This is a genomic window from Desulfohalobium retbaense DSM 5692, assembly GCF_000024325.1.
Taxonomy (GTDB): domain Bacteria; phylum Desulfobacterota; class Desulfovibrionia; order Desulfovibrionales; family Desulfohalobiaceae; genus Desulfohalobium; species Desulfohalobium retbaense.
In genome coordinates this window covers 2,639,728-2,653,587 of sequence record NC_013223.1, presented here as the reverse complement: position 1 = coordinate 2,653,587, position 13,860 = coordinate 2,639,728, and the positions used below count along the sequence as shown (strand labels likewise).

The following is a 13,860-nucleotide window of genomic DNA, read 5'->3' as shown; positions in this document are numbered from 1 at the left end:
GTTCAAAAGATATCCAAAGGTGCAACCAGAGGCTTTTCATGCTCCGGCAATGGACTCGGGGATGAAGGGGGCGATGGTCACGAACTTGCGGACGAGTTCGGGGTCGAACTGCGTGCCAGCGTTACGCTTGAGTTCGGCGATAGCTTGTTCGTGGGTCATGGCCTTGCGGTAGGGTCGATCGCTGGTCATGGCATCGTAGGCGTCGGCAATGGACAGGATCCGCGAGGGAAGCGGGATGTCCTCGCCTTTGAGCCCCAGAGGGTAGCCCTTGCCGTTCCACCACTCGTGGTGTTTGAGGATCCAGTCTGCCGTGGAACTGAGATCCGGGACCGCCCTGGCGATATCGTAGCCGATGCGACTGTGTTCACGCATTTCGGCAAATTCCTCTTCGGTCAACGGCCCGGGTTTGAAAAGGATGTCGTCGCGGATGCCGACCTTGCCCAGATCGTGGAAGCGGGCCAAAAGCAGGAGTTCGTTCTTGTCCTTCTCGGACAGATCGAGGCAGGCCGCCAGGTTCAGCACCGAGTCCTGGATGCGGTCGCAATGGCCATCTGTCACATGGTCCCGGGCCTCCAGGGCCTTAGTCAGGGCCTGGACGATGGCGCTGCGAGAACTTTTTTCCTGCTGCATCTTTTCCCGGTACATGGCGTTGTCGGCGTGTTCGAAGGTGGTGTGCAGGTTGGATTGGGTGCCGTCATTGAGGGCGTAACCGATGGAAAGGGAAATCTGGAGCGCCGGGTCCTGGTCATTGGCCTCCTCGGCGACCTGGCGTAGCCGTTTGACAATGGATTTCAGGGTGACGGTGTCGGTGTTCGGCAAAAGGACCGCAAATTCGTCACCGCCGATCCGGGCAATGATATCCTCGCGGCGGAAAGTCCGGGTCAGGATTTTCGCTGTCGTCCGCAGGAGTTGGTCTCCGGCTTCGTGCCCGAGCGTGTCGTTGGTCAGTTTCAGCCCATCCACGTCGCAGATGATGATCCCCAGGGGGAAGGCGCGGCTGGTGGACAGGCGGTGCATCTCCTCCTCAAAGAAGTTGCGGTTGTAGAGCCCGGTCAGGGCGTCGTGGAAACTCATGTACCGTAATTCGTCTTCGGCGATTTTACGATCGGTGATGTCCACATGGGTCCCAGTGATGCGGACGGGCTCTCCGGAATCGCCCCATTCGGTCACCTTACCTCTGGCGATGACCCACGCCCAGTGGCCATTTTTGTGTCGCATGCGCAGTTCGCAGGTATACATGGGCAATTCGCCATTGAAGTATTGGGTGAGCAGCCCGTCGGCCATCTTCAGGTCTTCGGGGTGGCACAGATCCCGCCAGGTCTGGATGCTGACCGGTTGGAGTTCTTCGACGCTGTAGCCGAGCATTTCCGCCCAATTGGCGTTGATGATCGCGGCGCCGGTCTGGACGTGCCAGTCCCAGAGACCGATGTTCCCCGCTTCCAGGGCCAGATTCAACCGTTCCCGGCTCTCCTTGAGCAGGGCGTCCTGGCGGACGTGTTCTGTTTCATCGCGAAAGACCATGACCACGCCGACAAGGCGGCCATCGGTATCGCGAATGGGCGCGGCCGTGTCGGCAATAGAATAGACGTGGCCGTCAAGGGCATGGAGTTGGGCGTGCTCGGGCAGGTCGCGGATTTCACCGGTCTGTAGAACCTCCTGGATTGGATCCAGGTGCGGCGTTGTCCGGTTTTCCCGGGTCAGGCGCAGGACCTGTTGAATGTGGTGGCCTTTGGCCTGCGCCTCCGTCCACCCTGTCAGTGTTTCAGCGACCGGGTTCATGCTCGTCAGCAGCCCCTCAGTGTCTGTGGTGATGACCCCGTCTCCGATGGAATGCAGGGTAATGCGCAGGTGTTCCTTGTTTTCCCACAGCGAAATTTCCCGGTCCCAGATGGCGTTCTGCATGTCTCGGAAATTCTCGTGCAACCGGGAGAGTTCGGTGAAGCTGTTGCCCAGAACCGATTCGGCCGGGGAGCCAGCCTGGGCGGGTTCCGCCCCCTGGGTCAGGCGATCAATTTCCTGGTTCAGAGCGTTCAAGGGGATGATGACCCGTTTGTGCATCCGCCGTTGGGCGGCCAGGGCGAACAAAAGCAGCATCGTCGCCAGGGCGGCAAAGGAAAGGGAAACTGGCCACAGCGCCGGAGTGAATAGGGCGAAAGCGTTTTGCTTGATCAAGATTTTCCATTTTTTCCCGGGCACAGTGGTGGCGCTGAGCAGCGACCAGCGGTCGTTGACCAGGGAGATCGTGGAACTTGTCTGCCCCTGGGGAAGGTCGGCCAGGATGTCCAGGTGGCCCAAATTTGTCTGCCGGTTGACCTGAGCCATTTCCGGGTGGGCCAGGAGATTGCCGTAGGCGTCGGCAATGATGGCCTGGCCGTTGGGAATCTGGTTGGTGAAGGCCCGGACCGCCTCCTGCAGAGATTTGAGATTGAGTTCGGCGAGGACCAGGTGGTTGTCGCGGGCAGGCGCGATCATACTGGTGACGATGGTCTTTGCATCACCGGAGTAGTAGGGGGCGGTGGTCATGCTCGCCGGTTGCGGCGGGAGATCACTCAAGAGGCCGGAAAAATCCCTGATGCGCGAGCCGTTCGGGACCGAGGCTTTGACCCGGCTCTGGCTGTCGAGCAGATACAGGGCTTGGAAATGGTCCTTATGCTTGAGCAGGGAGCGGATTTGTTCGGGAAAGTTCGCCTTTTTTTCAAGGCGCGACGCGATGTATCGCAAGTCCTCTTCGCAATCCTGCAGATAGTTGGCAACGAAACGACCCAGGGTCGTGGTTGTGTCCTGCTGATTGTGAAGGATGCCCTGGGCTTCGATGCCGCACCAGATAACCGTGCCGATGAGCAGCATGATCGCTCCGGGCAAAAGGATCCATTTGGCCAAAAAGCCGTGGACGATACGGGAAAGTTTTTGTGCTGCCATCAGGGAGAAGCCACCGTTTCGAGCAAGGCGTAGGAGCCGTTTTGGACCTGAAAGATATGCGTGGGCGCGAGCGCGTCGCCAAAAGCGTCAAAACCCAAAGGGCCAAAGAGGGACGGGAATTTTTCGATATTTGCCAGGGCTCGGCGTAGACCGTCACGTTGGCCACCGGTATCGGTCAGGGCCCGGGCAAGGACGCGGACGGCGTCATACCCGTTGACGGCGGCAAACGAAGGGAAGGCTCCGAACCGCTGGCGGTAGGCGTCAACAAAATGGCGATAGGCCGTGTTGCGTTCGGCCGGAAAATTCCGCTCTGCGGCGTAGACCTGGTTTGCCGAGGCGCCCCCCAGGGTCAGCAGAGAGCGGGTGGTTGCCCAACCGCTGCTGAGGATGACTCGTTGAGGCGCCTTGTGACGCAGTATGGGCAGCAGGCTAGCCGCATCACGGGCCGATGTCAGGAGCAAGATGCCGTCGCTGGGTGTCTGGAGCAGGCAGTCGGCCAGAAGCTGCCAATCCTGTTCCATCTCTGAATGGAAGCGACAATGCTGGCCCACCACTTGCCCGCTGTGACAAAAGGTGTCCTGAAAATTGGTCAGGAACGGGGTGGTGTAGGCCGCGTTGCTGGTGTCTTCGATAACGTTGATCCGTTGCAGATCGAGCTGGTTTCGGGCGTAGCGCCCCAGCGCTCGGGCGGCTTGGGCCGTACTGGTCTGGATGCGGAAGAAATAGTCGTCTTTCCCGGACAAGCGGGGCGTGGAGGTTGTCGGACTGAGCAGGACCACCTCCGCGTCGTTGACCACCGGCAAGGCAGCAACGCTCTGGCTGGAGGTCATATGGCCGATGATGGCCACAACACCACGTTCGATCAGTTCCCGGTCCACGGCTTTGGCGGTCTTCGGATCGTTGCCGTCATCGCGGACCACCAGGCGCAGCGGATGTCCGGCGATACCGCCCTGGGCGTTGATTTCTTCAATAGCCAGCGTGGCCCCGTTGCGGCCCTGGACGCCGAGATCGGAATAGCTGCCGGTCAAGGAACCGGTGAACCCGATGGGAATAGCGGTCTGGTCACAGCCGAACAGGGCTGCAAGCAGGAAAAGGAGGGCAGGGATCGTGAGTCGCTGTAAGACTGGGGGCATGGGGCGTCGTGTTGGTCCACTGGTTTAAAGAGCCTACCTTGACTTGGCCGATACGCTAATCCGTGGGAGACACAAAGGCTGTACCCTTTCGCAGGGACCTTTGTCTGAAGAGAACAGAGCAGCTCAGGCTTTGCTGAAGATGTGGCAAAGGTCAAGCCCCTTGTTTCGGTGTGCAGGCTGCCTTTGGCCTGCGAGACGGGGAAGAAGGGAGCCGAATGAGTGCACTCGTTCCAAGCCCCTCGAAGGGGATCTCAGCCACGTCACCCTGCGTGAAGTTCCGATTTGGCGAGCGGGGCGGAGAATTGCCATTGTCAGGCGATACGGCCGCTTTTTCCGGATTGGGCTGAAGAAGCGGTCGGGCTTTGTGAATGACAAGGCGCTCAGGAAGCGGTCAAGGAAGAGCGCCGCTCGCGGTAGATCAGCCGCAGATTGCGCAGGTAGATAAACAGGCCTGTGGATTGGCCGAGGATGCCGACGATGTCCTTGCGCCAGATAAAATAGAGCAGGAGCATGCAGGCCCCGAGCAGGCTCATCCACCAGAAGGCCACTGGGATCACGGACCGCCGTTTCCGCTCACTGGTGATCCATTGGACGACCATGCGGCCGGTGAAAAAGACCTGGCCCAGGAGGCCGACGGAGACCCACATGAGATTGACCCAGGAGGTGATATTGAAAATGACGAAGAGAAAGTTGGTCTCTTTGCGGTGCTGTTGGGCGTAGAGCTGGGCCAGGAAGCGCTCAGCGGATACGGCCTGGTCCTGGCCCTCAAGACGGATGGTGTAGGTGCCATTGTGGCGTTCGATCTGGAGTTGGTTCAGGCGCTTGTCTGTGTTCACGGGGCCAAGCCGGTTCGCTTCCTCAGCGGCGTGGCCGGGCGCGGCTGCACCAACGAGAAGAAGGGAGAGCAGCATCAGGGTCAGGGGAACAATATAGCGTGGCATGGCTGGTCCTGTTGCACGGGGAAAAAATTTATGGCCGCGGCTGTGCTGGACCGGGAGGCGGTCTCTGGCAAGGCGGAATTTGCGTGGCGTGATCATTGACGGAGTTGCCCGGGGCGTCAAGGCGTGGCGGCTGGAAAATCGAGATACGGATTCAGGCATCATGCCGGGGTGCTTTCGAAATCGAAATTGTTCTTTTTGTTCGCGAAGGGAGGAAAAGTGCTTGGGAAAATTGAGGAATTGAAGAATTGGGGCATTGAGGAATTCGAAAAAACTGAAGCCGGATGGCGGAGGACGGTAAGACGGCGGAAACAGGGAGTGCCGCGGAATACAAGAGCCAGGCCGGCGCCTGGCGGTCCGAAGAGGAAGATCGTTTCCCGCCCGCTCCCGTTGGTCGCCCGACAGGCGGGACGAGATGCATGTACCGCGGCGGACTGTTGCCGCGGGGAAAATCGCCCATAGGACCTCGTTATATTCTTGGCTGCGGCTGCTCTCGTCATTTGTGGAAGTGATAGCTTTCAATCCAGGAGACTAGGCAAAAGCACTGCCTTTTAGCGGCTTTTGTGCCCCTCAACGGTCTGCGGGGCGCAATCCCCGTCCGCCTTTTTGTCGAGTGAGCGGCAGCGAACGGGCGGCTATAGATTCTTACGATAGACAGTGGACCGTGGGCGACACGAATACCAGCGACAATGTCCGTCCAAATCGCTATTGGGATCGGTATTGGGATCGGTATCGAATTGGGTCCGCGAAGTTACGCGAATATGCGCGAAGTGAGGCAGATACCTTTTGTCCGTCCAGGGAGAAGACCCTGGCCGGTCAAGGGGCCCCCGATCATTGCCATTCACGATCGGAGCTTCTGGTTCCGTGGGAACCGGAAGAGTTCTGTCCGCTGATCACGCTGATCAGCGCTGATAGAGGCACCATGCGTGAACTACGGTACTGGCCTTTGCTCCCCTCCCCTTGCGAAGGGGAGGGGCAGGGGTGGGGTCCCAGTCGTGGGCAGAGCCGTCGGGCTACAACGATCGAACCCAGCACCCCCTCCCCGGCCTTCCCCCTTGGCAAGGGGGAGGGAGCCTGGAACCCCAGTTGTCGCTGTAAAATGACATTTGCCGCGAACACTTGCAGACTTCCACTTAACACCGTGGTTTGCCCTTTTCATCGTTTCCAGGCTCCCGCCTGGGGGCGTCTTATCCTATGGCTCCGGCCATAATTTGAGTCCAGGCATGGGCTGCGGGAGCTGCAGGAGCGTCCGTGAAGGTTCAACCACAGAGGGCACAGAGGGGGGAACGGGCGGCTAAATATTCTTACGATAGACAGTGGGCCGTGGGCGACACGAATACCAGCGACAATGTCCGTCCAAATCGTTATCGGGATCGCTATCGGGATCGGTACCGCAATCGATCTTTTTGGCCCACGGCCTCTACGATTTCCGATGCCTGCGGCCACGAAGACAGCGCAGCTGGATTGCCCGGCAAGCCCCGTCAGTGCTGCCCTGCACGCCCCGGGCAATGACGTTTTGAGTGAGGTCTGGGTGTCTTTTGTCTTCGTTCTTCGGACCGTTGCCGCAGTACAGGTCGTCCGGGGAGGAGTGCATTCATGTTTGTTGCCGTTGAAGGATTGGCAACGCGCTGTGCAGGGCCACGCCGTGCCGGCATGACCCTGCAGCACAAGTAACGGGCTTGGCGGGCCATTGAAAATTTCTCAATGGCAGCAAGGCTGCAACAGGTTCAACCTTGTACGTACGAATACGTACGCTGCGACCTTGAACGTTATTTAGCGCCGTCCTTTGGGGTTTTTGAACAACCTGTCGTATAAAGCATGTTTCAACACTCAGTTAGGAAGCGGGAACACTATCGGCGTGGGACTGGTCGTAGAACTTGCGGTCCTTGTATTCTTCGCGTTTGCCACGATTCCAGGCGCTAACCGGCCGGTAGTAGCCCACGATGCGGGTGTAGACCTCGGTGGGATTGTAATTGGTCAACTTGGGCTGGGCCGCATAGCAGCTGGCGCATTTGACAAAATATTCCCTCTCCCCGGAATTGAGGCGGGGATGGTAGCCAGCGGCGCCGTCCTGCGGGGTGAGGGTGGCGCCCTGGTCGTCCTTGCCAGCGGTGACCCGGACTGCGCCACCGCAATCGTGGCAAGTGAATTCAAGGTCTATGGCATCGGTGCCGTGCTGTTCAAAAAGGTGTTCGAGATGCATAAGGCCTCCCTTTGCAGGTGGTACGTTTGAGGTAAAGACGACGGGAGTTGGAATTTCGCACAGCGCAGTATGCGGTGCGCCCGGAGCGCCTTGGGGCTGCCAGATACGCTGCTGGCCGAGGGGCTGACCCCTGATCGGCGATCAGCTTTCCGACTGAGTCCTTTGGTGAAAGCCGTGAGCAGTATCGAAGTGCAGTGTTGGCAAGTCAAGAAAAAGAACTATTCCCATCTTAGCGCTTTCGCGATTGAACGCAAGAGGGCACTTTGAGGATACCGTGGGGAGCGTTTTGGCTTTCCCGGCGGCGCCTCACGGGCAGGCGGTAAGGCGGTCCCGCAGAGACGGGATAGGGACGCGCTGTTCGTTGTCTCCAAGATGCTGGACACAGGCATCGAGGTCAACGACTATCCATCACGGATGGTATCGTGGTAAACGGTAAGGGCGTTCCTGCACGCCTTGAGTGGGCAGGGAATCGTTCGTCACAGAGAATATAGCTGGCCGCGATGAGCTGGGCAGGCCCCGGAGGTTTCAGAACTGGAGTTGGCCGCTGGTCGGCGGTGCGCTCTTGGTCAAAAGCGCGTTGACGTTATGATCATGAGGCGCATACAGCCCTGTAGGCCGGTCACGCCGCCATCTACCGGCATCCCCGTTGCAGCTCGGTCATGAGCAATACACAGGGCAGAGCCCGAACACCACTAAAGGAGTATGTATGGATGAGGCGACCAAGAAAAAGATCCGTCAAGCGGTGTTGCAGCAGATGGAGATCTGCCGCCAGGAAATAGCTGACCTGGAACAACGCGCCGAGACGGTGGAACTGGACCAGCCCATCGGGCGCCTGTCCCGGATGGATTCCATGGTCAATCAGGGGATTGTCATGTCCAGCCTGAACAAGACCAAACACCGTCTCGCCCGCCTTGAACAGGCGCTGAAGCGCCTTGATGCGGATGACCCCGAATATGGTCTCTGCGTGGAGTGCGGCGAGGAAATCGCGCTCAAGCGGTTATTGGCGCTGCCTGAATCCGAGGTCTGCATCCACTGTGCGGAGTGATTTTATTTAATTGAAAAAAACTTTCATTAAGGATTTATAGAATTAAAAAGCTTTATAGTCAGATGGGTTTATGTTGTGCCGTTTAAGTCGATATTGCAAAGTAGATCTTTTCATTTGTAAAAGAGAAGCAGCTCCATTTTCTCCAGACAAAACACCTTTACAAATTCGTAGTGCATTAACAATGTGTTGTTTTTCCATTTCGTGCATGGGCAAGATATTGTTGTCATTATACTCAATTTCCTGTGAGTTGCCTAGATAAGATTTTACGTCACTAAGTTTAACATTTTCAGCTGATCTCTGTAAAAACATTCTATGAACAAAGTTTTTAAGCTCTCTGACGTTGCCTGGCCATGGGTATTGGCAAAGAGATTCTAAAACTTTGTCAGAATATTTTGGAGAGGGGCGGTGCAATCTTTTAGATATTTGATCAGAAAGATTGATAACTAAAACAGGTATATCTTCAGGTCTTTCTCTTAGAGAAGGTATGTGTATCTGGGCTGTGTTTAATCTATAGTACAGGTCGCTTCTAAAGGATTCATTATGAATAGCATGTAGCAGATCTTTGTTTGTGGCTGCAACAATACGGAAATCGGCGCTGATTGAGCGACTTTCACCGACTCTTTCAAAACACCTATCTTGAAGTACATGTAGTATTTTTGCTTGTTGCGGCATTGGAAGTTCAGCTATTTCATCAAGAAAAATTGTTCCATTGTTAGCCATTTCAAATCTGCCAATTCTTTGCTGCGAAGCACCTGTAAATGCTCCTTTAGTGTGCCCAAAAAGCTCACTTTCGAAAAGACTCGAGGCTAAGGCAGGGCAATTAACTTTTACAAGCAATGCGTCACTTCGTAGTGATGTATGGTGAATACAGTGCGCTATATATTCTTTACCAGTCCCTGTTTCGCCCGTAATTAGTACAGGAGCATCAGAAGCTGCAACATTCTTAACTTGTTGCATTACATCTGACATAGATTCAGATTTGTAGAAGAAATTTTCAGGATCAAAAGATCCATGAGCCTCCTTCTTTAAAAACTTTTTTTCATTTTTTAAGCTTTCATTTAGTCTTTTTAGCCTGTTGTGAGCTAGTATGTTGTAAACAGCAATGGCGACTTGAGGTGAGAGATCTTCAAAAAAACTATTAACCTCATCAAGGTTGTCGGGCCTATTCTTAAAAGAAAAATGAAGAGACCCAAGAACAGTATCTCTTACAATAAGTGGATATCCCATGGTCACGTTGAGGCCTGCTTCAATCATATTATTCATGTTTGAGAAATATGACTGGTTTTTAACATCAGGTATAATAAGAGGTTCTTTGGTTCTAATGACTGTTTGAGCGATCAATCCTTTTTCGAGGGGGCGTGTCATTTTCCCGCCGAGGGAAACACCCTTAGCCGAAGCAAAGTAGCTAAGCGATCGTAATTCGTGGTCATAGAGGTTAATGCTAAATCTGTCGTATTCAATGAGTTGGTAGATCTCATTTGAAAGGGCCTGAAAAAGTGACTCTCTGGTTGTCTGCTGGACTATAGCGTTGTTAATTCGCAAGAGTGTTTCGTATCTACGGGTTGGATTAAGAGTTACTCGGGTGGCTTTATCGTGACCATTATTTGTCATGCACCTAAGTCCTTGATTTAAAATGTTTTTATTTGTGTTCTAGGTAGCATAGAGATAAACAAAAGTGTAAGTCCCTGTGAAGATAGGGGGTTAAGCGGATTTGACTATGCCCAATATTCAGCACATGGTGCTGAATATTGGGCATAGTCTTTTTAGGTTAAAAAAGTCAATAGGGGATAACGTCCCTAAATTAAATAGAATTTGCTGATAGTTTTTTTTGGCACGAAGCTTGATAAGAAGCAAGGTAACGACTAACCGCAGAGGGATTTATGGAGATTAAGCTAAAGTATGGAAAAGGCTATAAAATAATCAATCTCCCTGATGGGGCCCAGGTTGATTATTTGAGTCCAGCCAGCAAGTCCAAGCTGGTGGATCTTGAGGGTAGTTTTTTGGATGTGCTGCAAAGTCCGATAGGCACAGTTGATTTGGGCCAATGGCCCGAGCCAAGAAGTCTTGCCATAGCCTTACCAGATGAGACGCGACCATTTCCGACAAAGAGAATCCTTCCAGTGCTTTTGAAATTCTTGACGGAAAAATGGCCAAGTTTAGAAATAAAAGAAATCTCGATTTTAGTTGGGGGAGGACTTCACCCGCCCTTGTCAAAAGAGAGACTGATAAAATTGGTCGGTCCAGAAATATATGAAAATTTTACAGTCTTCTCACACGATGCTAAAAAATCAAACTTTGTTAGTTTGGGGAAGACCTCGCAGGGAACGCCTGTAGAGATTAATCAGCACTTTGCTCAAGCCGATATAAAAATTGTGTTGGGTCAAATCGACCCGCATCAGTTTGTCGGATTTACTGGTGGAGCAAAGGGAGCCTGTATTGGCTTAGCGTCAGCTGAAATGATAAGAAAAAATCACTCACTGATGTTCGAAGATGGTGCAAATGTTGGCAGGCTAAAAGAAAATCCTGTAAGGCAGGATTTAAATGAAGCAGGTGATATTTTAAGTATTGATTTGGCGGTAAATGTCGTCAATAATACAGAAAAATGTCCTGTTTGGATACAAGCAGGAGCTCATAAAGAGGTATTAGAGGCTGGGGCTGAAATATGTTCTAAGGTTTATGGGGTCGAAATAAGCAATTTTTATGATATTGTTGTCGCTTCATGTGGTGGGAGCCCTAAGGATATATGTTTATATCAAGCCCAAAAGGGTTTAAATATGTCTTCAACGGCAGCTAAAATAAATGGAAAAATTTTATTATTAGCTTCATGCGATGAAGGCGTCGGTGATGACGATTATTATGAATATGTTTCAAATTTTAAAAATATTGATGATGTAGTTAATGATTTTCAAGAAAACGATTTTAGAATGGGTGCTCATAAAGCATATTTGTTTGGAAGAAGCTTAAAAGATTTTGAGGTTGTTGTTGACTCCAGCATTGAGAGTTCTTGTGCGATAAATTGCCATTTAAATTTAGGTAAAGCTCAGACAGTTATAAGCAATTGGCTGAAAAAGAGTAATAAAAATACGACAATAGCAGTTATACCAAACGCAAATACTACTTTTTTTTATAGAAAAAATGAGTGAATTGGTCACTTATTTTTTTATAATCAATCAACAGGAGGACCTAGAATGATCCAATTTTTAGTTCACGAAAAAGCCGACACGGTCGGTGTGGCCACGGTTGACATTAAAAAAGGAGAAACGGCCGAAGGTCTTTACATGGACTCTCAGGAGAAAATCCAAGTTGAAGCTCTAGATGACATTCCTCTTGGCCATAAAATTTCTCTAGTCCCAATGAAAGAAAGCGACACAGTGATTAAATACGGACATGACATTGGGAAGGTTGTTGCTCCTTTTGAAAAAGGCAGCCATGTCCATATTCAAAATCTTAAAACTAAAAGGTGGTAGAGAATGAGTTTCGGTAAAGTTCTTGGATATCGTCGCGAAAATGGTCGTGTTGGGGTTCGCAACCATGTAGCTATTTTGGCATTGGATGATTTGTCTAATGCTGCATGTGAAGCCGTTGAAAATAATGTTAAAGGAACTCTTGCTCTTCCACACGCGTATGGCCGACTTCAGTTTGGCGAAGATTTGCTGTTGACATTTAGAACATTGATTGGTCTGGGATCTAATCCAAATGTGGCAGCTTGTGTGGTTATTGGCATTGAGCCTGAATGGACTCAAAAGGTCGTAGACGGAATTGCAGCTACTGGAAAGCCGGTTGAAGGTTTTTCGATTGAGCGTAATGGTGACTTTAATACCATCAATATGGCAAGCAAAAAAGCAAAAGAATATGTGCATTATGCATCTGAAATAAAGCCTGAAGAGGTTGACTCTTCTGAGATTTGGATTTCTGTAAAATGTGGAGAGTCTGATACCACTTCTGGCTTAGCTTCCAATCCAACCGTTGGTAATGTCTTAGATAAGCACATTGAGAAAGGCGGTACTGCCGTTTTTGGTGAAACCAGTGAGATTACTGGTGCAGAAATGGTGTGTAAAGAACGGGCGGCTACACCAGAAGTTGGTGAAGCATTTTATAAAATGTTCAAAGATTATAACGAATTTATTAACGAAAATAAAACCGACGATCTTTCTGGCTCGCAACCTACAAAAGGAAATATCCGCGGTGGGTTGACGACTATTGAAGAAAAAGCTTTTGGGAATTTACAGAAAATTGGTAAAAAATGCCAGTATGTTGGCGTGCTGGAGCCGGCGGAGGCACCCACAGGTAAAGGGCTTTGGTTCATGGATTCCTCTTCAGCTGCGGCTGAAATGGTGACGCTTTGTGCTGCCGCTGGCTTCGTTGTGCATTTGTTTCCAACTGGGCAAGGCAACATTATTGGGAACCCGGTTGAGCCTGTCATCAAGCTTTCCGCTAACCCGCTGACATGCTCAACGATGAGCGAGCATATTGATTACGATTGTTCAGGGATTTTGCGTGGCGAGATGACCTTGGATGAGTCGGGTGATGGGCTTGTTGACTTGGTGAAGCGGACGTGCGGTGGAAGAAAGACATCTGCTGAGGTCCTTGGCCATAAAGAGCTCATCATTACTAAACTTTATAGAAGTGCCTAGCATTCTATGACTTTATGGGGGCGATATGATTTGCCCCCATAAAGATGTAAATGGAGTTAAGTATGCGTATAGGATTTATCGGTGTTGGTTTAATGGGTGGCCCGCTAGCTAGAAATTTAATTCGTAACGGTTATTCAGTTGATGTGTTTGACTTGAGTGCTGAAGCGATTGAAAAAACTGTATCAGTTGGTGAAAGCGGGAAAAAAGCTAATTCTATTGATGAGCTTAAAAGTTCCGATGTTATTTTCACTAGTTTGCCTTTGCCTCAACATGTAACAGATGTAATGTTGAACGATGGCGGTTTATATGAAAAGTTAAACGCCAATAGCACGCATGTAGAGTTATCAACTATTGATGCGAGTACAGCTGAAACGCTTGAAAAAGAAGCAAATAAAAAAAATATTAGCTACATACAATGCACACTTGGAAAGACACCTGCTCATGCTGAAAAAGCAGAAGAACCGATGTTTATTGGTGGCGATGAGAGAGCTTATGAAAAGATAAAAAATATACTAAGCTCAATTGGGATAGTGAATTATGTTGGACCAGTTGCAGCCTCATGTGCTGTTAAGCTCATTTCGAATATGATTGGAATGACCAATGTCGCAGTTTTAGCTGAAGGCATGAAAGTCGGTGATAAGGCCGGACTCGATAGGAAAAAATTGTTGGAGCTTCTTGCCGATACGGGGGCCCACAGTTTCCAGATGGATGTACGTGGCCCCTGGATAGCTGAAGAAGATTATAAATCAAGATTTCCTTTAGACTTAGCCCTAAAGGATATTCGAATTGGTCTGGAAATGAGTAAAGACTGGAATCTTGACCTTCAAACAATGGAGTCTGCGCTTAAAGAGTTTATGAGGGCACATGATGAGGGTTATGGCCAGGAAGACTGTAATGCAGTTTTCAAAGTTTTATAACCAATAACTTTTTTTGGGGAGTGTAGTGTAAATGTAAACGGCAATTTGTAAAATTTTTAATTTGGAGGCTT

At 51.1% G+C, this 13,860-nt stretch carries 9 protein-coding genes and 1 pseudogene; 5 read left to right on the top strand and 5 right to left on the bottom strand.

The window, feature by feature from the left end:
• Nucleotides 1-36: 36 nt before the first annotated feature.
• From DRET_RS13145 to nrdD, 4 genes and pseudogenes are all read right to left on the bottom strand, one after another.
• Nucleotides 37-2,919, bottom strand: coding sequence for a diguanylate cyclase domain-containing protein (locus DRET_RS13145; RefSeq protein WP_015752749.1), 2,883 nt, complete (start codon nt 2,917-2,919; stop codon nt 37-39).
• Nucleotides 2,919-4,052 (bottom strand): ABC transporter substrate-binding protein, encoded by a 1,134-nt coding sequence (locus DRET_RS11685; protein ID WP_015752748.1) that lies wholly within the window; start codon nt 4,050-4,052, stop codon nt 2,919-2,921. Before DRET_RS11685 ends, DRET_RS13145 begins: the two co-directional genes overlap by 1 nt.
• A 380-nt stretch (nt 4,053-4,432) precedes the next feature.
• Complete coding sequence (locus DRET_RS13975; protein WP_244147913.1) at nt 4,433-4,993, bottom strand: lipid-A-disaccharide synthase N-terminal domain-containing protein; 561 nt, start codon at nt 4,991-4,993, stop codon at nt 4,433-4,435.
• A gap of 1,831 nt (nt 4,994-6,824) precedes the next feature.
• Nucleotides 6,825-7,049 (bottom strand): annotated as a pseudogene (gene nrdD / locus DRET_RS14065) (anaerobic ribonucleoside-triphosphate reductase); the annotation flags it as partial.
• Between the two features lie 850 nt (nt 7,050-7,899).
• On the opposite strand from nrdD, the gene DRET_RS11665 reads away from it, so the two are divergent.
• The gene (locus DRET_RS11665; RefSeq protein WP_015752746.1) at nt 7,900-8,238 is read left to right on the top strand and encodes a TraR/DksA family transcriptional regulator; all 339 of its coding nucleotides are present in this window, start codon (nt 7,900-7,902) and stop codon (nt 8,236-8,238) included.
• Between the two features lie 42 nt (nt 8,239-8,280).
• Here the strand turns inward: DRET_RS11665 and DRET_RS11660 are convergent, their stop codons facing one another.
• Nucleotides 8,281-9,849, bottom strand: a complete 1,569-nt coding sequence (locus DRET_RS11660; protein WP_015752745.1) for a sigma-54-dependent Fis family transcriptional regulator — start codon at nt 9,847-9,849, stop codon at nt 8,281-8,283.
• Nucleotides 9,850-10,118: 269 nt separating this feature from the next.
• On the opposite strand from DRET_RS11660, the gene larAH5 reads away from it, so the two are divergent.
• The 4 genes from larAH5 to DRET_RS11640 all read left to right on the top strand — a co-directional run bounded on the left by larAH5 (nt 10,119) and on the right by DRET_RS11640 (nt 13,789).
• Nucleotides 10,119-11,381 carry a nickel-dependent malate racemase, LarAH5 family gene (larAH5, locus tag DRET_RS11655; protein ID WP_015752744.1) on the top strand — a complete coding sequence of 421 codons (1,263 nt, stop codon included), beginning with the start codon at nt 10,119-10,121 and terminating at the stop codon, nt 11,379-11,381.
• Between the two features lie 45 nt (nt 11,382-11,426).
• Nucleotides 11,427-11,705, top strand: coding sequence for a UxaA family hydrolase (locus DRET_RS11650; RefSeq protein WP_015752743.1), 279 nt, complete (start codon nt 11,427-11,429; stop codon nt 11,703-11,705).
• 3 nt (nt 11,706-11,708) lie between these two features.
• Complete coding sequence (locus DRET_RS11645; RefSeq protein WP_015752742.1) at nt 11,709-12,872, top strand: UxaA family hydrolase; 1,164 nt, start codon at nt 11,709-11,711, stop codon at nt 12,870-12,872.
• A gap of 62 nt (nt 12,873-12,934) precedes the next feature.
• Nucleotides 12,935-13,789, top strand: a complete 855-nt coding sequence (locus DRET_RS11640) for an NAD(P)-dependent oxidoreductase (protein WP_015752741.1) — start codon at nt 12,935-12,937, stop codon at nt 13,787-13,789.
• Nucleotides 13,790-13,860 lie beyond the last annotated feature (71 nt).

Excerpts from the sequence above, each read along its gene's own strand:
- DRET_RS13145 (WP_015752749.1), bottom strand. The coding sequence starts at position 2,919 with ATGGCAGCACAAAAACTTTCCCGTATCGTCCACGGCTTTTTGGCCAAA.
- DRET_RS11645 (WP_015752742.1), top strand. The coding sequence starts at position 11,709 with ATGAGTTTCGGTAAAGTTCTTGGATATCGTCGCGAAAATGGTCGTGTT.
- DRET_RS11660 (WP_015752745.1), bottom strand. The coding sequence starts at position 9,849 with ATGACAAATAATGGTCACGATAAAGCCACCCGAGTAACTCTTAATCCA.
- DRET_RS11665 (WP_015752746.1), top strand. The coding sequence starts at position 7,900 with ATGGATGAGGCGACCAAGAAAAAGATCCGTCAAGCGGTGTTGCAGCAG.
- DRET_RS13975 (WP_244147913.1), bottom strand. The coding sequence starts at position 4,993 with ATGCCACGCTATATTGTTCCCCTGACCCTGATGCTGCTCTCCCTTCTT.
- DRET_RS11685 (WP_015752748.1), bottom strand. The coding sequence starts at position 4,052 with ATGCCCCCAGTCTTACAGCGACTCACGATCCCTGCCCTCCTTTTCCTG.
- DRET_RS11640 (WP_015752741.1), top strand. The coding sequence starts at position 12,935 with ATGCGTATAGGATTTATCGGTGTTGGTTTAATGGGTGGCCCGCTAGCT.
- DRET_RS11650 (WP_015752743.1), top strand. The coding sequence starts at position 11,427 with ATGATCCAATTTTTAGTTCACGAAAAAGCCGACACGGTCGGTGTGGCC.
- larAH5 (WP_015752744.1), top strand. The coding sequence starts at position 10,119 with ATGGAGATTAAGCTAAAGTATGGAAAAGGCTATAAAATAATCAATCTC.